Annotated in this window: 25 protein-coding genes; 9 read left to right on the forward strand and 16 right to left on the reverse strand. The window is 68.6% G+C overall.

Annotated features, from left to right (window positions below; all coding sequences use genetic code 11):
• The first annotated feature begins 94 nt into the window (after positions 1–94).
• Positions 95–526, forward strand: coding sequence for an ester cyclase (locus tag ACM6LU_RS20140; RefSeq protein WP_414939257.1), 432 nt, complete (start codon positions 95–97; stop codon positions 524–526).
• Positions 523–999, forward strand: coding sequence for a DUF3237 domain-containing protein (locus ACM6LU_RS20145; protein ID WP_414939258.1), 477 nt, complete (start codon positions 523–525; stop codon positions 997–999). The genes ACM6LU_RS20140 and ACM6LU_RS20145 overlap by 4 nt, the downstream gene beginning before the upstream one ends.
• Before the next feature lie 113 nt (positions 1,000–1,112).
• Here the strand turns inward: ACM6LU_RS20145 and ACM6LU_RS20150 are convergent, their stop codons facing one another.
• Positions 1,113–1,313: a hypothetical protein gene (locus ACM6LU_RS20150; protein WP_414939259.1), complete on the reverse strand. Its 201-nt coding sequence runs from the start codon at positions 1,311–1,313 to the stop codon at positions 1,113–1,115.
• A gap of 87 nt (positions 1,314–1,400) precedes the next feature.
• On the opposite strand from ACM6LU_RS20150, the gene ACM6LU_RS20155 reads away from it, so the two are divergent.
• The 3 genes from ACM6LU_RS20155 to ACM6LU_RS20165 are packed head-to-tail and all read left to right on the forward strand — an operon-like array spanning position 1,401 to position 5,040.
• A complete protein-coding gene (locus ACM6LU_RS20155; RefSeq protein WP_414939260.1) occupies positions 1,401–3,737 on the forward strand; it encodes a xanthine dehydrogenase family protein molybdopterin-binding subunit in 2,337 nt (778 codons plus the stop codon).
• Positions 3,734–4,582 carry an FAD binding domain-containing protein gene (locus ACM6LU_RS20160; protein WP_414939261.1) on the forward strand — a complete coding sequence of 283 codons (849 nt, stop codon included), beginning with the start codon at positions 3,734–3,736 and terminating at the stop codon, positions 4,580–4,582. The genes ACM6LU_RS20155 and ACM6LU_RS20160 overlap by 4 nt, the downstream gene beginning before the upstream one ends.
• Entirely contained in the window at positions 4,579–5,040 is a 462-nt protein-coding gene (locus ACM6LU_RS20165) for a (2Fe-2S)-binding protein (protein WP_414939262.1), read from the forward strand. Before ACM6LU_RS20160 ends, ACM6LU_RS20165 begins: the two co-directional genes overlap by 4 nt.
• 549 nt (positions 5,041–5,589) lie before the next feature.
• Here the strand turns inward: ACM6LU_RS20165 and ACM6LU_RS20170 are convergent.
• A complete protein-coding gene (locus tag ACM6LU_RS20170) occupies positions 5,590–6,549 on the reverse strand; it encodes a glycoside hydrolase family 25 protein (RefSeq protein ID WP_414939263.1) in 960 nt (319 codons plus the stop codon).
• Positions 6,550–6,677: 128 nt separating this feature from the next.
• Here ACM6LU_RS20170 and ACM6LU_RS20175 point away from each other — a divergent pair, with 128 nt between their 5' ends.
• From ACM6LU_RS20175 to bcp, 3 genes are all read left to right on the forward strand, one after another.
• The gene (locus tag ACM6LU_RS20175; protein WP_414939264.1) at positions 6,678–6,860 is read left to right on the forward strand and encodes a hypothetical protein; all 183 of its coding nucleotides are present in this window, start codon (positions 6,678–6,680) and stop codon (positions 6,858–6,860) included.
• Positions 6,861–7,061: 201 nt separating this feature from the next.
• Positions 7,062–7,607 (forward strand): hypothetical protein, encoded by a 546-nt coding sequence (locus ACM6LU_RS20180; protein WP_414939265.1) that lies wholly within the window; start codon positions 7,062–7,064, stop codon positions 7,605–7,607.
• A gap of 27 nt (positions 7,608–7,634) precedes the next feature.
• Positions 7,635–8,108, forward strand: a complete 474-nt coding sequence (gene bcp / locus ACM6LU_RS20185; protein ID WP_414939266.1) for a thioredoxin-dependent thiol peroxidase — start codon at positions 7,635–7,637, stop codon at positions 8,106–8,108.
• A gap of 425 nt (positions 8,109–8,533) precedes the next feature.
• Here the strand turns inward: bcp and rdgB are convergent, their stop codons facing one another.
• Genes rdgB through ACM6LU_RS20210 form a run of 5 tightly spaced genes read right to left on the reverse strand, consistent with a single transcriptional unit; the run spans position 8,534 to position 12,210 of the window.
• Positions 8,534–9,139 (reverse strand): RdgB/HAM1 family non-canonical purine NTP pyrophosphatase, encoded by a 606-nt coding sequence (gene rdgB / locus ACM6LU_RS20190; protein WP_414939267.1) that lies wholly within the window; start codon positions 9,137–9,139, stop codon positions 8,534–8,536.
• Positions 9,136–9,912 (reverse strand): ribonuclease PH, encoded by a 777-nt coding sequence (gene rph, locus ACM6LU_RS20195; RefSeq protein WP_414939268.1) that lies wholly within the window; start codon positions 9,910–9,912, stop codon positions 9,136–9,138. Before rph ends, rdgB begins: the two co-directional genes overlap by 4 nt.
• 23 nt (positions 9,913–9,935) lie before the next feature.
• Positions 9,936–10,703: an MBL fold metallo-hydrolase gene (locus ACM6LU_RS20200; RefSeq protein WP_414939269.1), complete on the reverse strand. Its 768-nt coding sequence runs from the start codon at positions 10,701–10,703 to the stop codon at positions 9,936–9,938.
• A 29-nt stretch (positions 10,704–10,732) separates the two neighbouring features.
• Positions 10,733–11,539 carry a glutamate racemase gene (gene murI, locus ACM6LU_RS20205; RefSeq protein WP_414939270.1) on the reverse strand — a complete coding sequence of 269 codons (807 nt, stop codon included), beginning with the start codon at positions 11,537–11,539 and terminating at the stop codon, positions 10,733–10,735.
• A complete protein-coding gene (locus ACM6LU_RS20210) occupies positions 11,536–12,210 on the reverse strand; it encodes a rhomboid family intramembrane serine protease (protein WP_414939550.1) in 675 nt (224 codons plus the stop codon). Before ACM6LU_RS20210 ends, murI begins: the two co-directional genes overlap by 4 nt.
• A gap of 91 nt (positions 12,211–12,301) precedes the next feature.
• Between ACM6LU_RS20210 and ACM6LU_RS20215 the strand changes: the two genes are divergently transcribed.
• Positions 12,302–13,174: an arylamine N-acetyltransferase family protein gene (locus ACM6LU_RS20215; protein WP_414939271.1), complete on the forward strand. Its 873-nt coding sequence runs from the start codon at positions 12,302–12,304 to the stop codon at positions 13,172–13,174.
• Here ACM6LU_RS20215 and ACM6LU_RS20220 read toward each other — a convergent pair.
• From ACM6LU_RS20220 to clpS, 9 genes are all read right to left on the reverse strand, one after another.
• Positions 13,135–13,848: an aspartate/glutamate racemase family protein gene (locus ACM6LU_RS20220; protein ID WP_414939551.1), complete on the reverse strand. Its 714-nt coding sequence runs from the start codon at positions 13,846–13,848 to the stop codon at positions 13,135–13,137. The genes ACM6LU_RS20215 and ACM6LU_RS20220 overlap by 40 nt on opposite strands.
• Positions 13,849–14,107: 259 nt before the next feature.
• Entirely contained in the window at positions 14,108–15,058 is a 951-nt protein-coding gene (locus ACM6LU_RS20225; RefSeq protein WP_414939272.1) for a PLP-dependent cysteine synthase family protein, read from the reverse strand.
• Between the two features lie 3 nt (positions 15,059–15,061).
• Positions 15,062–15,334, reverse strand: a complete 273-nt coding sequence (locus ACM6LU_RS20230) for a MoaD/ThiS family protein (RefSeq protein ID WP_005165659.1) — start codon at positions 15,332–15,334, stop codon at positions 15,062–15,064.
• A 71-nt stretch (positions 15,335–15,405) separates the two neighbouring features.
• On the reverse strand, positions 15,406–15,813 hold the full coding sequence (locus tag ACM6LU_RS20235) for a M67 family metallopeptidase (RefSeq protein WP_343072057.1): 408 nt from the start codon (positions 15,811–15,813) through the stop codon (positions 15,406–15,408).
• Positions 15,814–15,868: 55 nt separating this feature from the next.
• The gene (locus tag ACM6LU_RS20240) at positions 15,869–16,369 is read right to left on the reverse strand and encodes a hypothetical protein (protein WP_414939273.1); all 501 of its coding nucleotides are present in this window, start codon (positions 16,367–16,369) and stop codon (positions 15,869–15,871) included.
• On the reverse strand, positions 16,362–16,595 hold the full coding sequence (locus tag ACM6LU_RS20245) for an ATP-dependent Clp protease adaptor ClpS (protein WP_414939274.1): 234 nt from the start codon (positions 16,593–16,595) through the stop codon (positions 16,362–16,364). Before ACM6LU_RS20245 ends, ACM6LU_RS20240 begins: the two co-directional genes overlap by 8 nt.
• Before the next feature lie 59 nt (positions 16,596–16,654).
• Positions 16,655–17,647, reverse strand: a complete 993-nt coding sequence (locus ACM6LU_RS20250) for a P1 family peptidase (protein ID WP_414939275.1) — start codon at positions 17,645–17,647, stop codon at positions 16,655–16,657.
• The gene (locus ACM6LU_RS20255; protein WP_414939276.1) at positions 17,644–18,201 is read right to left on the reverse strand and encodes a DUF2017 domain-containing protein; all 558 of its coding nucleotides are present in this window, start codon (positions 18,199–18,201) and stop codon (positions 17,644–17,646) included. The genes ACM6LU_RS20250 and ACM6LU_RS20255 overlap by 4 nt, the downstream gene beginning before the upstream one ends.
• The gene (clpS, locus tag ACM6LU_RS20260) at positions 18,198–18,497 is read right to left on the reverse strand and encodes an ATP-dependent Clp protease adapter ClpS (protein WP_414939277.1); all 300 of its coding nucleotides are present in this window, start codon (positions 18,495–18,497) and stop codon (positions 18,198–18,200) included. Before clpS ends, ACM6LU_RS20255 begins: the two co-directional genes overlap by 4 nt.
• Positions 18,498–18,548 lie beyond the last annotated feature (51 nt).

Here is an 18,548-nt window from a genome sequence, read left to right on the forward strand (position 1 = left end):
GCCCCGTGGCTGTGTCTCGCAAATCGGGCGCCGGCGACCCTCCCCAGGTCTCCACCCCTTGACTAAACTATACGAACGGTCGTACGTTTAGTTTGTGACCTTCGCACTCGCCCAAGCCTTGGCCGTCGCCAAGAGCAAGCAGGACATCCCCGCCGCCCTGGACCTGCTCCATCCGGACATGACTCTCGAAACCCCCGCCTTCGGCACGACCGCGAAAGGCCGAGCCGAGAACGAAAAGGCGCTCAAGCGCTTCTTCGCCACCTTTCCCGACTACGACGTCACCCTCGACGGCCACGCGAGCGACGGCGCAACACTCGTCTGCTGGGGTACCGCGCGGATGACCATGACCGGCGACCGGTTCGGCGTCGTGCCCAACGGCGATCGCGCCGAACTCCCTGTCTTCATCCAGTTCACGTTCGCGGACGGCCTCATCGCGTCCGAACGGTTCTTCTTCGACCTCTCGGCGCTCTGCGCCCAGTCCGGCGTCTCGACCGACGCCGTCCGGCGGAAGGTTTTCAGCTCATGATCACGCGCGTGAAGGACGTCGGCGAACTCCGCACGGAACTGCTCTTCGACATCGTCGTCGACCTGCACCCGCGGCTGGACATCGGCGGTGGACGGGTGTTCTTCGGCGCCGCGGGCGGCACGTTCGAGGGCCCGGATCTACGCGGCGAGGTGCTGCCCACCGGCGGCGACTGGGCCGTGTTCCGACCCGACGGCACGATGACGCTCGACGTCCGGCTGACCCTCCGCACCCACGACGACGCACTGCTGCACATGACCTACGGCGGCCGCTGGCGGATCCCGGCCGAACTCCGCGCCGAAGTCGCCGATCCCGCGACCCGGCATCTGGTCGATCCGGCCCGGTACTACTTCCGGACGAACCCGCTGTTCGAGACCGGCTCCGAGCACTACTCCTGGCTGAACGACGTCGTCTGCGCCGGCTCGGGTTACCTGGTCGAGGGCGGGATCGCCTACCGGGTCGCCAGGATCCGCTGACTTTCCAACTCGGAAACGGCGTCCCACCGCCGTGGCGGTACTTCCTCGCCATGGCCGCGGCGGACTCGCGGTCTGGGCCGCGCGATTCGGGATCACGATCGGACGTTCATCCGTCAGCCGGGTGTCGTGTGGCGGCTCGTGCTGATCGGCGCGAGGGCGGTGGCCAACGTCCTGGACCAGGTCCGGATCTGGTTCGCCGGGTCTGGTCCTCGAACCGGCTGCGGATTTGTGCCCTGCTCGACACCGTGGAACGCGCCGAGTTCGGCGTGGTCCAGGAACGGCTCGAAGTCAGCGCTTCCGTGCTCGGCAACCACGTCAGCGCGAGATCCTCGCCCAGGATTCCGCACCGGTGACCCATGTGCACGATGCGCGAAGGCCCGCCGGTACGGAAAAGTGACAGCATGGGCGAGGGACTGATCGGCGCGAGGGTGACCCGGCGGGAGGACGTCCGCCTGCTCACCGGCCGGGCGCGGTACATCGACGACGTCCGGTCGCCGGGGATGCTCGAGGCCGCGATCCTCCGCAGTCCCCTGCCGCACGCGCGGATCGTGCGCGTCGACGTCACGGCCGCGAACGCCCACCCCGGCGTGTTCGCCGTGGTCACCGGCGAAGACGTGCTGGCGAGCACGAAGACACCGCAACCGGTGATCTGGTCGAACCTGCCGGACATGCGGGTGCCCGAGAACCACGCGCTGGCCGTCGGCAAGGTGCGGTATCCCGGTCAAGGCGTCGCGGCTGTCGCGGCGAAGGACCGGGCGACCGCCGAAGACGCGCTGGAGCTGATCGAGGTCGAGTACGAGGAACTCCCGGCCGTCAGCACGCTCGAACAGGCACTGGCGGACGGCGCGCCGAAGCTCTACGAAGACTGGCCGGACAACATCGCCGGCACCGGAACGATCCCGATGGGTGACGTGAGCGCCGCGTTCGCCGAGGCCGACGTCGTACTCACCGAATCGTTCCGCTTCGCACGCCAGATGGGCACGCCGATCGAAACGCGTGGCGTGGTGGCGACCTGGGACCCGTTCACCGACCGGCTCGACGTCTGGCTTTCGACACAGGCGCCGAATCTCGCGCGGGAACTGTTCGGCGAGGTCTTCGGGCTCTCCATGGACCGGATCCGCGTGCGCACTCCCGACGTCGGCGGCGGCTTCGGGAACAAATTCGACTTCTACGCCGAGGAGGTCGTCGCGGCGATCCTCTCTCGACGCACTGGGAAACCGGTCAAGCTCATCGAGGACCGGAGAGAAAGCTTCGTCGCCAACGCGCACTCGCGCGAGCAGAAGATCGACGTCGAACTCGCGGCCAAGGACGACGGCACGATCACCGGTCTGCGCGCCACGGTGTACGGCGTCCTCGGCGGCACGCTCGGGACCGTCGGCCCCAGCCCGTGCTGGACGACGACCGCGCTGCTGACCGGGCCGTACGCCATCCCGAACGTGGAACTGAGCCTCGTCGCCGTGATGACGAATCGCTCGCCGTACGGGTCGTTCCGCGGTTACGGGCTGCCGAAGGCGAACTTCGTGCACGAACATCTGGTGGAACAACTAGCGAAACGCCTCGGCATGGACGCGCACGCGGTGCGGCGCAAGAACTTTATCCCGCCTGAGGCGTTTCCGTACCAGAGCCCGGTGTTCGTCTACGACAGCGGCCGGTACGAAGACTGCCTAAATCTCTGCCTGAAAGCGGTCGAAGACGCGGGCTGGGCGAAGCGCCGTGGAAACGGTGTCGGCATCGGATATTCGTTTCACAACGAACTGACCGGGTTCGGACCGAGCCGGATCATCAACCTTTCCGGCTTGGGGCATTCCGGCTTCGACGAGGAGGTCGTGCGAGTCGACTCGACCGGTCATGTGACCGTCTACACGGGACTGTCCGCGATCGGCCAGGGCATTCACACGACACTGGCACAGGTGGCCGCGCACACGCTCGGCGTCCCGCTCGACCACGTCACCGTGCTGTCCGGCGACACCGACAGCTGCCCGTACACCGGTTACGGCACGGCGGCGAGCCGAGGGGCGGCCGTCGGCGGCGCCGCCGTGCTGAACGCGTCGACCCGGCTGCGGGCGAAGATCCTGCGGGTGGCCGGGCACATCCTGGAGGCCTCCCCTGACGATCTGTCCCTCGAGGACGGAGTCGTTTCGGTGAAGGGCGTACCGGGCAAGGAGGTCACCCTGGCCGCGATCGGCGACGCGGCGTACCGGCGGCTGAACGGTATCTGGCCGGAAGACGAGACGCCGACGCTGGAGGAGCGCGAGGTCTACGACCCGGTCAACGTCGCGACCTCGTTCGGCTGCACCGCCGTGCTCGCCGAAGTAGACCGGGAGACCGGCGTGGTGACGTTGCTGGACTACCTGATCGCGCACGACTGCGGCACGGTGATCAACCCGACGATCGTGGACGGGCAGTTGCACGGCGGTGCGGCACAAGCGATCGGCGGCGCGCTGTACGAAGAGCTGGTCTACGGCGCCGACGGACGGATGGAGACCACTTCGTTCACCGGCTACCTGCTGCCGACCGCGACCGAGATCCCGCCGTTCTCCGTGTCCCATATGGCGACCCCCGCCGATCACGTTCCCGGCGGGTTCAAGGGCATGGGAGAAGCTGGCGTGATCGGCGGTGGCGCGGCGATCGCACACGCTGTCGAGGACGCGCTGCGCGAGTACGGCGTCGACATCACTTCGCTGCCGATCACGCCGCCACGGCTGCTGGCCGCGCTGAAGCGGGGAGCCCGCCGGTGAAGGCCGCGCCGTTCGACTATCTCCAGGTGTCGTCGCTCGACGAGGCCGCCCAAGCTCTGGGCACACCGGACTCACGAGTGCTGGCAGGCGGGCAGAGCCTGGTGCCGTCGCTGAACCTGCGTCAGGCACGGCCGTCGCTGGTGGTCGACATCAACCGCGTCGACGAGCTTTCCTTCCTGCGCCGGGAGAACGGGCGCCTGGAGATCGGCGCGCTCACCCGGCACCGGGTCGTCGAGACGTCCGAAGTCGTCCGGTCGGAAGTTCCGCTGCTCGCCGAAGCCCTCGGTTACGTGGGGCACGTGGCGATCCGGAACCGGGGCACGATCGGCGGCAGCCTCGCCCACGCCGACCCGGCCGCGGAACTGCCCGCGGTGATGGTCGCGCTCGACGCCGAATTCACCGTCCGAGGCCTGGACGGTGAGCGCACGATCGCCGCGCGGGACTTCTTCCTCGGCCCGCACCGGACCGCTCTGGGGACCGGCGAACTGCTGACCCGGATTTCGGTGCCGGTGCTTCCCGGCGGCTGCGCCGTCGAGGAACTGAGCCGGCGCAGCCGCGACCTCGCGCTGGTCGCCGTCTTCGCCACCGTGACGACGTCCGGCGACGTCTGCGAAACCGCCCGGATCGCCGTCGCGGGCGCGGGCCCCACGCCGATCCGGGCCACCGCGGCCGAAGCGTCGCTCGTCGGGCACCCTCTGACGGAGGGCGTGATCGCCGCCGCGGCCGATCTCGCCGTCACCGCGACCGACCCGCCCGGCGACCTCCACGCCCCGGCGGGCTACCGACGCGAGATGGCCGCGGTCCTCACCCGTCGGGCGATCACCCGAGCGAAGGAGGGCGCATGATCACGGTCACCCTGACGGTGAACGGACGGACCTACAGCGCCGACTGCGAGCCGCGGCGGACGCTGGCCGACTTCCTGCGCCACGACCTGGGTTTCACCGGGGTGCACGTCGGCTGCGAACACGGCGTCTGCGGCTCGTGCACGATCACCCTCGACGGCGCGAGCGCGCGTTCGTGCTGTCTGCTGGCGGTCCAGGTGGACGGCGCGGAGATCGTCACCGTCGAGGGCCTCGCTTCGGATGGCGAGCTGCACCCGCTGCAGGAGTCGTTCCGGAAACATCACGGCCTGCAGTGCGGTTTCTGCACGCCGGGGATGCTGGCGACGGCACTCGAGTTATTGAAGGAGAACCCCGCCCCGACGGACGACGAGATCCGGCAGGGGATCTCGGGGAACCTGTGCCGGTGCACGGGTTACCAGTTCATCGTGGACGCCATCCGGGACGCGGCGCCGGGCCGCTGAAGGGTCACCAGCGCTCGTCGATCCGCTCGACCTGATTCCGCGGTTCCTTGGCGACCCGCTTGGGGAGGGCGAGAAGCACGCCTTCGAGTATTTCCCTGCCTCGAAAGGATCGCCGCAACACTCCCAGATGCCACAGCCCTCGGTCTCGACCCGAAGCCGCCGGTACGGATCAGCGGCGGCTTCTCGCCAGAGAGGCAGCGCGGCCTGGACCGATCCGGCGTTCCGGGATCGTTCGAGGCGAGCGATCTCAGCGTCGAGCGGGGGCGCTCTACGCGGCATCGCCCTTCAGAAAGTTCGTCACGCGCACATCGTGCCACAACTCGAAGTACAAGAAGGTCCCCTTCCTGTACCTAAGCGCAGGGTCTCGGCAAAGTCGAGGTCTTGCAGGTCAGGCGGTTCTCCGTCGCGGGATCACACTGATCGCGAAGCTTGACCAACAGAGGTTCAGGGACATACCCCCCGGCATCCGCCCGAGCAGTGCCGACCGGCAGCTCTGCGACTTTGCCTGGACCCTGTACCTAGGCGCGAGGAAGGGGGCCTTCATGTACTTCAACCGACAATGTCGATCTCGAACTCCATGTTCGAGCTGTACTCGAAGTCGGCCCACACCGCGCCCGGCAGGGCGTACCGCCGGTGCGAAACCGTCTTCGGGTTGAATCCGGGCGTCTGCAAGGGATTCCCGCCGACACCGACCTTGTCGCTGCCCCAGGCGTAGATGTTGCCCTGCCAGACGGGTGCCTCGGTGACGCCGTCGCCGTCGACACGCGGGCGGACGATGATCGCGGCCGTCTCGCTGCCGGAGAGCAGCAGCCGCACGGACCTGGTGGACGGGCTGGCCGGAATGGTCTTGCGTTCCATGAGTTCTGTCGTCGCCTTCCGGTTCGGGGCGGCGCCGCCGCCGGTCAAGTGGGCGTTCGTGTAGGACTCGTTGAGGTCGACGCTGCTCGCGCGGATGCCGGGGATCTGACCGGCGTCGGAGTACTGGTGCACGTCGTAGCGGCCCGCGGCGGCGTCGGGTCTGGCGCCGTAACGCGCGATCCAGATCACCAGGTCCGGTACGCCGAACTGGTCGGGGCGCAGCATCTTCGCGAGTGAGTTGTTCATGTACACGCCCGGCCGGAACCCGTGTCCCGCGACGCGGTTGCAGAACCTGATCGAGAAGTCCCGCTTGCGCCCGTCGGGGATGTTCGGCGCGCCCGAACCCGGCGGGTTGTCCTCGAGGTCGAGCATCGGGACGCAGCCGGTCGCCCCGAGCCGACGGACCTCCGCGATGAGCACGCCCGCCTGCGCCTCGGGCGACGGACTCTCCTGAGCGAAGTGGTAGCCGCCCACCGGAATTCCGACGGATCTCGCTCCGGCCACCAAGGCGTCACCGGTGTTGCGGCCGCCGTTCGGCAGGCCACCACCGTCGGTGAGCTTGACGAAAACGTACGAAACACCGTGATTCTTGACGGCTTGCCAGTCAGTAACGGATTGGAAGCGGCTGTAGACATCTATTCCCAGCGCCATCGTTACAGCCTGGCGGGTGGACTAGTCGGACAAAAGGGCCTAGTGGGCGATAACCCGGACATCCGATTCGCCCTTTCGAGCGGCCCTCCCTGGCCGACGCGGCTCATCCGTACCCGTACTGTGACGACATGGCGTCTCGAAGCCCCTTTCGCTGGATGACCCGGTGGGTGGACTGGTTCGAAGAGCGCGGCGTCTACGTCCCGGGCGAGGAGAGCCGCGCGGTCGACCCGATGCGTGATTTCGGCTGGTTGATCGTGGCCTGGGTGTCCGGTCTGGCGATCTTCATCCTGTTCTTCGCCATCGCCTTTTGACCCCTGACCGGTGTGCCACCGAGGTGACGACTGTCACTAGCCGTACCCTTCCGATCACGGAACGGCCACGGCTGTACACCAGGTGCGCCTCAACCCGGCCTCGCCGCTCCTCTCAGCTGAAGAAGACCGTCACCCTGGACTCTTCGGCACTAATGACTACCTCGAACGGCCCACCCGCACCGCCGACTGGAGTAACCGCACATGGCGCCCCCGCGCACCCCGAAGCTCTTGATCGCCGCCTGCTCACTGATGCTGGCGGCCGCGTGCGGGGTTCCGGCACCGGAAAAGGGGGCCGCCGTTCTCGGCGCGGACGTCCCGGCGCAGGGGCTGGCGGCGACGCACGCGGAAGGCGACCTCGCGTTCGGCGCCCCGCACCGGTTCGCGACCGGGGTCACGATCTCCGTCTCCGCGCCGAAGTCGTTCCGTCCCAGCGCGTCGGCGTACCCGCAGAGCCCGCGCGCGGTGGCCTTCGGCATCGAGGTGACCAACGCGGGCGACGGGACCTACCGGCTTTCCGGACTGTCCGTGACGGGCGAGGTCGACGGCGAAAGCTCGTCGGTCAAACAGGTCGTCGACGCCGTGCAGGGTTACAACGGCATCGCGGACGCGGGCAAGGACGTGGCACCCGGCCGGTCGGTCCAGCTGAACCTGGCGTTCGCCGTTCCGGACAAGCCGGTGAAGCTGCGCCTGCAGGTGCGGCCGAACCCCGCGGAGCCCGTCGCCGCGAAGTACTGCGGGAAGGTCTGACGCCGCCGGTTCGCTACCGTGTGCGTCATGACCGACCAGCGACTCTCCCCTGGCGACAAAGCGCCCGACTTCACCCTCCCCGACAGCGAGGGCAACGACGTCAAGCTCAGCGACTTCCGCGGCAAGTCGGTCGTCGTCTACTTCTACCCGAGCGCCGGCACGCCGGGCTGCACGAAGCAGGCGTGCGACTTCCGGGACAGCCTCGCGCAGCTCAACGACGCCGGCTACCAGGTGCTCGGCATTTCCCCGGACAAGCCCGCGAAGCTCGCGAAGTTCGCCGAGGCGGAAGGGCTGACCTTCCCGCTGCTCTCCGACACGGAGAAGACCGTCCTCAAGGCGTACAGCGCCTTCGGGGAGAAGAAGAATTACGGCAAGGTCTACGAAGGCGTCATCCGCTCGACTTTCGTCGTCGACGCGGAGGGCAAGATCGCCGTGACACAGTACAACGTGCGCGCTACCGGGCACGTCGCGAAGCTGCTGCGGGACCTCTCCCTGACGTGAGTGGTAGGACCACGGTGAGTCGCGGTCGTGGGTCCGTGAAGGACTCCTTGAGGGACCCAGGGTCCCTCAAAGTTCCCCTCATCCGCCCGGGAACTCCACCTCCGGCCTCAGCAACACACCAGCCACAACGATGGCGCGTGAAGGTCTTTTCCCAGTACAGGAAAGTCCCTTCCTTGCGCCTAGTGTCGCGTGATCCTGCTTGCTTGACGTTGGGTTTCGTTCCTTGGACGGCGATCTCGCGTGATCAGACGGCGGTTACCCGTGATTGGACGGCGATCTCCGGAGATCGCCGGCTGATCACGGGTAAGACCTGCAGGATCACGCGACACTAGCGCAAGCAAGGGGCCTTCCTGTACTTCCAAAGCACTGGGCATGAGCCTCGTGAGTGGTAGTCGCGTCAGGACACGACTCACCACTCACGAGACCTAACCCGCCAGTTTCCCGAGTTCCCCTACCAACGCCCGCAACGCCTTCCCCCGATGCGACGCCGCGTCCTTTTCGGACGGTTCCAGCTCGGCGGACGACCGCGTCTCCCCTTCGGGCACGAAGATCGGGTCGTAGCCGAATCCGTTGGCACCACGGCGTTCCCGGCTGAGCGAGCCCCGCCATTCCCCGCGCACCACGGTCTCGCCGCCGCCGGGGACGACCAGCGCCGCCGCGCAGACGAAAGCCGCGCCCATGCGCTCGTCGGGAGTGTCGGACAGCTGTGCCAGTACGAGGTCCAAGTTCGCCTCGTCGTCGCCGTGCTTGCCCGACCAGCGGGCCGAGAGCACGCCCGGCATGCCGTTGAGCGCGTCGATGGCGATGCCGGAGTCGTCGGCGATGGCCGGGAGGCCGGTCGCGGCGGCCGCGTCCTGCGCCTTCGCGAGCGCGTTGCCCTCGAAGTCCGGAGCGGTTTCGGGCGCTTCGGGGAACTCGGGGACGTCGGCGAGGCCGATGACCTCGACGCCCTCGATCCCTTCCGCCACCAGGATGCGCCGGAGTTCGCCGAGCTTCTTCGCGTTGCGGGTGGCCAAAAGCAGTTTGGTCACTTCGCACCCTTCTTCTTGTCCGTGCGCGGCTCGGGCAGTTCGCCGGGGTACGGCAGCGCGAGCGCCTCGGTCTGCAGGCGGGTCAGCTCCGCGCAGCCTTCGAGCGCCATGTCCAGCATGGTGTCCAAAGTGGACCGCGCGAAGGTGGCGCCCTCACCGGTGCCCTGCACCTCGATCATGGTGCCCGCGTCGGTGGCGACGACGTTCATGTCGACCTCCGCGCGCGAGTCCTCCTCGTAGGGCAGGTCGAGACGTACGCGGCCGTCGACGACACCCACGCTCACGGCGGCCACCGAGGACGAAAGCGGCTGCGGGTCGGCGAGCCTGCCGGCCGCGCCGAGCCAGGTGATGGCGTCGGCGAGCGCGACGTAGCCGCCGGTCACCGCGGCCGTGCGGGTGCCGCCGTCGGCCTGGATGACGTCACAGTCGATGACGATCGTGTTCTCCCCCAGCGCCGCGAGGTCGATGCAGGCGCGCAGGGACCGGCCGATCAGCCGGGAGATCTCGTGCGTGCGGCCGCCGACGCGGCCCTTGATGGATTCGCGGTCGCTGCGGGTGTTGGTCGCCGACGGCAGCATCGCGTATTCGGCGGTGACCCAGCCGAGGCCGGAACCGGCCCGCCAGCGGGGGACGCCTTCGGTGACGCTCGCCGCGCACAGCACCCGCGTGTCGCCGAACTCGATCAACACCGAGCCCGCGGGCCACCGCTGGAAGCCGCGGGTGATCTTGATGTCGCGAAGCTGGTCGTCGTTCCTGCCGTCTTTTCTCGCCACGGCCGTCACTCTAGAACCCCGGGTCAGAGGTCGTAGACGGCGCCCTGCTCGACCAGCTCGGCGTCGGGGAACGCGACGGCCGCCTCGGCGAGCACGGCGTCGCGATCGGTCCAGGGCGCGACATGGGTGAGCAGCAGCCGCCCCGCCCCGGCTTTGCGCCCCAGTTCCCCCGCTTCCTTGCCGGACAGGTGGACACCGATCGGGCGGTCGGGCGAGTCGGTCCACGACGCTTCGGACAGCAGGACGTCGACGCCGGCGGCGAGGTCGGTCAAGGTGTCGCAGACGCCGGTGTCTCCGGTGTAGGCGAGCGTCTTGCCGCCGTGCGTGATCCGCAGGCCGAACGCCGGCGTCGGGTGGTCGACCGGGACCGCGGTGACCTCGAACGGCCCGATCTTCATGGGCTCCGTGCGCAGGACGTCGAAGGCGAAGACGTCGGAGAGATCGGTGGTCGCCCGCTCCGCCTCGTTCGCGGCGTAGGCGTAGGCGAGCCGCTCGTGCACGTCAGACGGCCCGTACACCGGCAGCCGTCGCGGCCTCGCCGGATACGGCAGCGCGGGGTGGTAGCGCCGCAGCACGGTCAGCGCGCTGACGTCGGCACAGTGATCCGGGTGGAGGTGCGAAAGGATCAGCGCGTCCAGGTCGAACGGGTCGCGCAGGGCCTGCAGCCTGGCGAGCGTTCCGTTGCCGAGTTCGAGCCCCAGCACGAACCCGTCCGCCTCGATCAGGTAGCCGGAGGTGGCGGCGTTGGGCCCGGGGATGCTGCCGGAGCAGCCGAGGATCGTGAGACGCACTGTGACACCTTAAGCGCGGATTCGGCGATTTACGCTCGGGTGGGAGCCAGCACACCCGGAGCGAAACCCATGAACCGCTGAGCGAGTCTGGTGAACGGCTCGGCGGATCCGGTGGCGACGAACTCGTGCCGCGGCGGGGTGTCGCGCTCGGCGAGGAGATCGTTCTCGGTGAGGACGCGCACGAGGTCACGCGCGGTCTCCTCGGCGCTGGACACCAGCGTGACGTCCTGGCCCATGACGATCTGCAGCACGCCGGACAGCAACGGGTAGTGCGTGCAGCCCATGACCAGCGTGTCGACCTGCGCGTCCAGCAGTGGCTCCAGATATCCCTGTGCGAGCCCGAGCACCTGGCGCCCGGTGGTGATCCCGCGTTCGACGAAGTCCACGAACCGCGGGCACGCGACGCTGGTGATCTCGACTTGCTGGGCGGCGTTGAAGGCGTCGTCGTAGGCGCGGGACCGGACGGTGCCCTCGGTGCCGATCACGCCGATCCGGCCGGAGCGTGTGGCGGAGACCGCTCGGCGCGCGGCCGGGAGGACGACCTCGATCACGGGGACGTCGTAGCGCTCCCTGGCGTCGCGAAGACAAGCGGCGGAGGCGGTGTTGCAGGCGATGACCAGCGCCTTCACCCCACCCTCGACGATGTCGTCCAACGCCGCGAGCGCGTACTCGCGCGCCGTCGCGATGGGAAGCGGACCGTAGGGGTTGCGGGCGGTGTCGCCGACGTAGCGCAACTGCTCGCCGGGCAACTGCTCCAGGATCGCCCTGGCGACGGTGAGCCCGCCCACTCCGGAATCGAAGACGCCGATCGGGGCGTCGGCGCTCGGCGTGGTCACCCGGCGAGGCTACCCGGACCGGTGGAGGTCCCTTTTGAAGAGGGCTGCCTGGCTCGGGACTTGTCCATCCGTGCCACCACCCAGGCCGCGAAGACCCCGGACAGCGCGCCGAACAGATGCCCCTGCCACGAGACGCTCGGATCACCCGGAAGCAGTCCCCAGAGCATCCCGCTCCAGATTCCCAGCAGCAGCACGGCCACCAGGATCTGCCCGACGGCCCGGTTGAAAATGCCTCTGACCAGCAGGAACGCAAGCCATCCGAAGGCGACGGACGAGGCTCCCACGGTCACCGTGTTGTCCGGCGCGATCAGCCAGACACCGAGACCGGAGAGCACCCAGATGATGCCGGTGACCAGTGCCCACCGGCCGATGCCCGCGGCCATCGCGAGGAAGGCGAACACCAGGACCGGGACGGTGTTGGCGAACAGGTGACCCCAGCCCGCGTGCAGCAACGGCGCCCAGAGCACGCCGTCGAGGCCGGAGACGTCACGGGCGACGATGCCGCCCTGGTCGAGGTCGGCGGGCAGCACGACGTCGACCAGCTCGACCAGGTAGAGCAGCACGGTGAAGGCCAGCGCCACGATCGCGGCGGCCTTCGGGTTCGGCGGCAGGACGCGTTTGGCCGGATCCGTACCGGACGACTCATTCGCCGGTACCGGCTGGGAAGGCATTGTGGTCACGCCCCCAGGCTACGACGGGGACCGCCGAGATCGCCTCCGTGAGAACCCTGAATTGTCGGTGGGCGGCGCTACGGTCGTCGGCATGGGGACTTCTTCTTCCGAGCACGTGGACGTGCCGGCCTATCTCGCGCGACTCGGCCTCGAGCACGAGCCGCCGTCCCTCGGCGCGCTCTTCCGGCTGCACGCGGCACACGTCGAACGGGTGCCGTACGAAGACTTCGAAATCCAGCTGGGCCGGGTGACCTCGCTGGATCCGGCGGTGTCGTTCGGCCGGATCGCCGCCGGCCGCGGCGGCTACTGCTATCACCTCAACGGCGCGTTCTCCGCGCTGCTTCGGGAGCTGGGCTACCGGGTCACGAGGCATCCGGGTGGGGCGCAGATGCCGGGCGACCCGGCCGGGATCCACCTCAACCACCTGCCGCTGACCGTGTCCGGGCTGGCGGAGACACCGGAATCGAGCTGGTTCGTCGACGTGGGGCTCGGCGACGGCATCCACGAGCCGCTTCCGTTGCTCGAAGGCGAGTACAAACAAGGGCCGCTGGTGTTCGGCATGCGGGCCTCGGAGGTCACGCCGGGCGGCTGGCGGTTCGACCACGATCCGCAGGGCAGTTTCGTCGGGATGGATTTCGCGCCGGAGACGGCCGTGATGCCGGACTTCGCCGAGAAGCACGTCGAACTGTCCACGTCCGCGAACTCCGGGTTCGTCCGCACGCTCGTGCTACAGCGCCGGGACGCCGAGGGCGTCGACTCTCTGCGCGCGCTGACTTTGAGCAGGCTGCCGGGCGACAAAACGGTGCTGGAGTCACCTGCCGTCTGGTGGACGGCGATCGAGGACGTCTTCGGCGTGCCGCGCGGCGGCTTCACCGGTGAAGAACAGGACAGGCTGTGGCGGCAGGCCTTCGAGCAGCACGAACATCACAGTGCGGGAGGGAGTGAGATCTCGCCGAGCGCGTAGTCCACGGCCGCTTCGGCGTGCAGCCTGGTGGTGGGGAACGTCGGCACCGGGCTGTCTTCGGGGCCGACGAGCAGTTCGATCTCGGTACAGCCGTAGATCACGCCGTCGGCTCCCGCCTCGACGAGCCTCGTGATGACCTCGCGGTACCGCTCGCGAGAGTCCTCGGTGACGACGCCGTGGACGAGTTCGCCGTAGATGACCTGGTGCACCGTCTCGCGATCGGCTTCGTCCGGCACGAGCACGTCGAGCCCGTGCGCGACGAGGCGTTCGCGGTAGAACGGCTGGGCCATGGTGAAACCGGTACCCAGGAGCCCGACGCGCTCGATCTTCGCCGCCTTGATCGCGGCGGCCGTGGTGTCGGCGAGGTGCAGTAACGGAATGCCGAGGCCGTCGATGAGCAGAGCGGCGACCTTGTGCATCGTGTTGGTGCACAAGACGATGAAGTCCGCTCCGGCCGCTTCGAGGCCGCGGGCGGCACGGTTCAGTTCCCGACCGGCGTCGTCCCAGCGCCCTTCGGTCTGCATCGCTTCGATATCGGCGAAGTCCACGGAGTAGAGCACGGTACGCGCGGAGTGGTACCCGCCGCGCAGCTCACGAACGCGCTCGTTGACCAGCCGGTAGTACTCGGCCGACGATTCCCAGCTCATCCCGCCGAGCAGCCCGATGACCTTCATGCCCGCCATCCTGCCAGCGTCCGTGCTATGAACGGACCTTTCCCAACAAATCCTGTCAGGGTCCCGGCGAAGTCGCAGAGCTGCTGGTCCGCGCTGCTGGCGGTAGTCCGAGTTGGACATTTCCGGTGCCTGCCAAATCCTCCCCACTCGGGCGTGTGCCGGGGTTCCTTAGGGGACGAATAAACCGCCTGACCTGCAAGACCTCGACTTTGTCGGACCCGGACAAATCCTGTTAGGAAAGGTCCGTTCTTACACGTGGTCAGGCCCAGAGCTGCCCGTCAAGCCTTTCGGCCGCTTCGTCGAGCGAACCGGAGTAAGCGCCCGTAGAGAGGTACTTCCACCCAGCGTCCGCGACCACGAAGGCCACGTCGGCGGGCTTCCCCGAAGCAGCGGCCTTCTCGGCGACGGCCAGCGCCGCGTGCAGCACGGCACCGGTCGAGATCCCCGCGAAGATGCCTTCGTGCTCCAGCAGCTCCCGTGTCCGGCGAAGCGCGTCGTAGGCGCCGACGGAGAAGCGGCCGTTGAGCACGCTCGCGTCGTAAAGCTCCGGGACAAAGCCCTCGTCCAGGTTCCGCAGGCCGTACACCAGCTCGCCGTAGCGCGGCTCGGCCGCGATGATCTGCACGTCCGGCTTCGCCTCGTGCAGGTAGCGCCCGACACCGACCAGTGTGCCGGTGGTGCCGAGGCCGCCGACGAAATGCGTCAGCGTCGGCAGGTCCTTGAGCAGTTCGGGCCCCGTGCCTCGGTAGTGCGCTTCGGCGTTGGCCGGGTTGCCGTACTGGTAGAGCATCACCCACTCCGGGTTCGCCTCGGCCAGTTCCTTCGCCCGGCGCACGGCCTCGTTGGACCCGCCGGCCGCCGGGGAGAAGACGATCCGCGCGCCGTACGCCTGCAGCAGTTGCTTGCGTTCGATGGAGGTGTTCTCCGGCATGACGCACACCAGGCCGTAGCCCTTGAGCTTCGCCGCCATGGCGAGCGCGATCCCGGTGTTGCCCGACGTCGGCTCCAGGATCGTGGAGCCGCGACGGAGGATGCCCTCCCGCTCGGCGGCCTCGATCATCGCCAGCGCGGGGCGATCCTTGATCGAACCGGTCGGATTGCGATCCTCCAGCTTCGCCCACAACCGCACGTCGTGAGTGGGCGAAAGCCGGGGCAGGCCGACCAGCGGGGTGCCGCCGAGCGTGTCGAGCAGCGACTCGAAGCGAGCCATGGATCAGCCTCCGGCCACGGCGGGCAGGATGGTCAGCGTGTCGCCGTCCTTGACCTCGGCCTCGAGGCCACCGGAGAAGCGGACGTCCTCGTCGTTGACGTAGACGTTGACGAAGCGGTGCAGCTTCTCTTCCTTGACCAGGCGGGCCTTGAGGCCGCCGTGGCGGGACTCGATGTCGTCGATCACCTCGAGCACGGTCTTGCCGGTCGCCTCGACGGACTTCTCGCCGCCGGTGTGCGTACGCAGGATGGTCGGGATGGACACGGTCACGGCCATGGTTTCTACCTCCGGTGGTGTTCTCTATTACGCAGACGTTCGGGTCGGCCCGCTTGTTCCGGGGCCGGGGTTCAGCCGGTGATCTCGACGGGCTCCTCGGTGATCTCCCCGTCCACGATCCGGTAAGACCGGAATTGGTGCGAATCGGGGTCCTTCGTGGACACGAGCACGTAGTGCGCGTCCGGTTCCGAGGCGTACGAGACATCGGTGCGCGACGGGTAGGCGTCCGTCGCGGTGTGCGAGTGGTAGATGACCACCGGGACCTCGTCGTTGGCGTCCATCTCGCGGTAGAGCTTGAGCAGATCGCCCGAGTCGAATTCGTAGAACGTGGGCGAGCGGGCCGCGTTCAGCATCGGGATGTACCGCTCGGGGCTGTCCGACCCTTGCGGACCGGCGATCACCCCGCACGCCTCATCGGGATGGTCACGACGGGCGTGGGCGACGATCTCGTCGACGAGTTCACGGCGGATCCGGAGCACATCGCACATCTTAGGTGCTGGACAGGCGCCTTCCACACTCTGAGATTGCCGCCACTCAGAGCGTGTAGATGACCGGCTCGGCCGGATCGACGTAGAGCGCCGCGGTGATCATGAGCTCGAGCTTCTGAAGCCACAGGGACTTCACCTCGCGGTCTTTTTTCGCATAGCGTTCGTCCGGCGGGTCGGACTTCCACCGCGGCTTGCGCAGGTACCGGACCTGGGCGTGGACGAGCGTGAGACGCAGGTCCTGCACCCCGCCCCGGTCGAGGGTCAGGACCTGCCCGCCCGGCCAGGCCGCGAGAACGCGGGCCACCGCGGCGACGACCTCACCCCGCATGGCCCGGCCGTGCCTCGCCCGGAAATCGGCGCTGGCGGCCTTTCGGGGGTAGGCGTCCGGGAACAGCAGATCGTCGGGCACCCCGTCCGGGCCCACGGGGTCGGCGGCCAGCGCGCCCGCGAAGTCGGTCAGGATGAACCGCAGCACCTCGGCCACGTTCTCCGCCATGTCGATCCGGGCGCCGTCGCCCTCGGGTGCCACCCGCGCCGCGTCACGCACGCCGGGCTTTCCGCAGCTTCGCGTTGAGGCCGCGGACCTGGAACGCGGCGACCAGTCGCTCCGCCTCGGCCTGAGCCACGGGCGTGAAGTCGCCCTGGCCGTGTTGATGGATGTCCTCGGCCATCTGGCGCGCGTCATCGGTGGACAGGCCGATCAGCTCCTCGATCACCAGCGAGACGCCCGTGTCGGTGTTGATGTGGTCATTGTGGATCTCGACGATCCACAAGCCCCCTTGTCGCATGCCGACTTGATCGTCCGCACCCGTTCCGCGTTACGCGCGTCGAGTTACGCGAAGGCCTCAGGCCACACGTCGCGGTACGCGCGCATGCCGCCTGCCGAAGTGGCGTTCAGCACACCGTGCACCATCGTCCGCCCGAACACCCGCGCGGCGGCCGAGCACAGCGTGTCCAGCACCGCCGCCCGTCGCGTCGCCGCGACCGGGCCCGCGCCGCCGGGTAGTTCCCGCTCGCCGGTCGCCAGCGCGAAGACCGTGTCGCCGTCGAACATCGTGTGCGCGGGCCGCACGGCCCTGGCGAGACCGTCCTGCGCGGCCACGGCGAGCCGTCGCGCCTCCGCCTTGGACAACGCCGCGTCGACCGCGACCACGCCGATGGTCGTGTTGAGCCCGGCGGTCTTCGCCTCGACCTCACCTGGCCGGTCAGGCCAGCGGACGCCGAACTCGCCGTCGACCTCGTGATCCGCCGCGAAGGCACGGCCGGTCGAGAGGTCGACGGCCTCACCGGCGGCGTTCACGGCGGCCACGACGCCGACGGTGAACTCACCGACCCGTTCCGAGGCCGTCCCGATCCCACCTTTGAGTGATCCCGCCTTCGCCCCGGCACCCGCGCCGACGGTCCCCAGCGGCACAGGACCGGCAACGGCCGACTCACAGGCCGCGTAGCCGAAAGAAGCGTCCGGACGGTTTCCCCAGTCACTGCGCGGCAGGTCGAACAGCACCGCGGCTGGCACGATCGGCACCACCTCGTGCGGCTCGGCACCGACCGGGATGCCCAGGTTCCGTTCGGCGAGCCAGCGCATGACGCCGTCCGCCGCGGCCAGGCCGTACGCGCTCCCACCCGACAGGCAGATCGCGTTGACGTGCTGGACCAGGTTCTCCGGCTCCAGCAGATTGGTCTCCCGCGTGCCGGGCGCGCCGCCGCGCTGGTCGACTGCCCCGACGGCACCGCCGGGGACCAGCACGACCGTCGTCCCGGTCGCCCAGCCGCCACCGACCCGCTCGTGGTGCCCGACCAGCACCCCTGGCACGTCGGTGATCATGAGGTCAGCGACTGGATGAGGGTCTCCTGCACCCAGGTCAACCAGTGGTAGACGCCGAGATGCGGCGCGCGGGGATCGTCCTCGGGCAGTTCGTCGGGCATGTCGTCGGTGACGTCGAGCGCGGTGCCCAGCGCCAGCCGGACGTCGTTGAGCGCGCCAAGCCACGCGTCGGCCTGCTCGAAGGTCAGCCGCACGTCACCGCCGTCACGCGGCAGCGTGTCCAGCACGATTTTGGCGACGCCGACCTTCTTGTCCAGCAGATCGGGCTCGTGGATCGACCGCATCGCGGCGGCCGAATCGATGTCCTCGCGGGTCGGGTTGTCCGGGTCCAGCTTGTGGAAGTCCGGCAACAGCCGCGAAAGCACCGGATCGTCGGGTGACTCGGTCGGGCCCGTGCGGATCCCGGTCAGCTCCGCCAGCTCGTCCTGCGGCGCCTCCTCGGCGCGCGCGGTGAGCATGTCCTCCAGCTGGCTGACCAGACCGCGAAGAACCGCGGCCTCCTGCTGCTCGAACCCGGCGACGATGGTTTCGCCTTTGCGGCGCCATCCGTTCATGACGGCTGCTCCATCGTCGCCCAGAGACCGGCCGCGTGCAGTTTCGCGACGTCGGTCTCGACCTTCTCCTTCGAACCGGAGGACACGATCGCCTTGCCCTTCTGGTGCACGTCGAGCATCAGTTTCGTCGCGTGGTCCCGGCTGTAACCGAACAGCTTCTGGAACACGTACGTCACGTACGACATGAGGTTCACCGGATCGTTCCAGACGACCGTCCGCCAGGGGCTGTCCTCAGAGGCGACTTCTACTCCCTGTGGATCAACCTGCGTCTGCTCGGATGCGACAGGCGTGGACATGCACTCCATGGTGTCACGGGCCCAACCCGGTACGGGCTGGCAGGTCCGGCC

This window comes from Amycolatopsis sp. cmx-11-51, from assembly GCF_047608665.1.
Taxonomy (GTDB): domain Bacteria; phylum Actinomycetota; class Actinomycetes; order Mycobacteriales; family Pseudonocardiaceae; genus Amycolatopsis.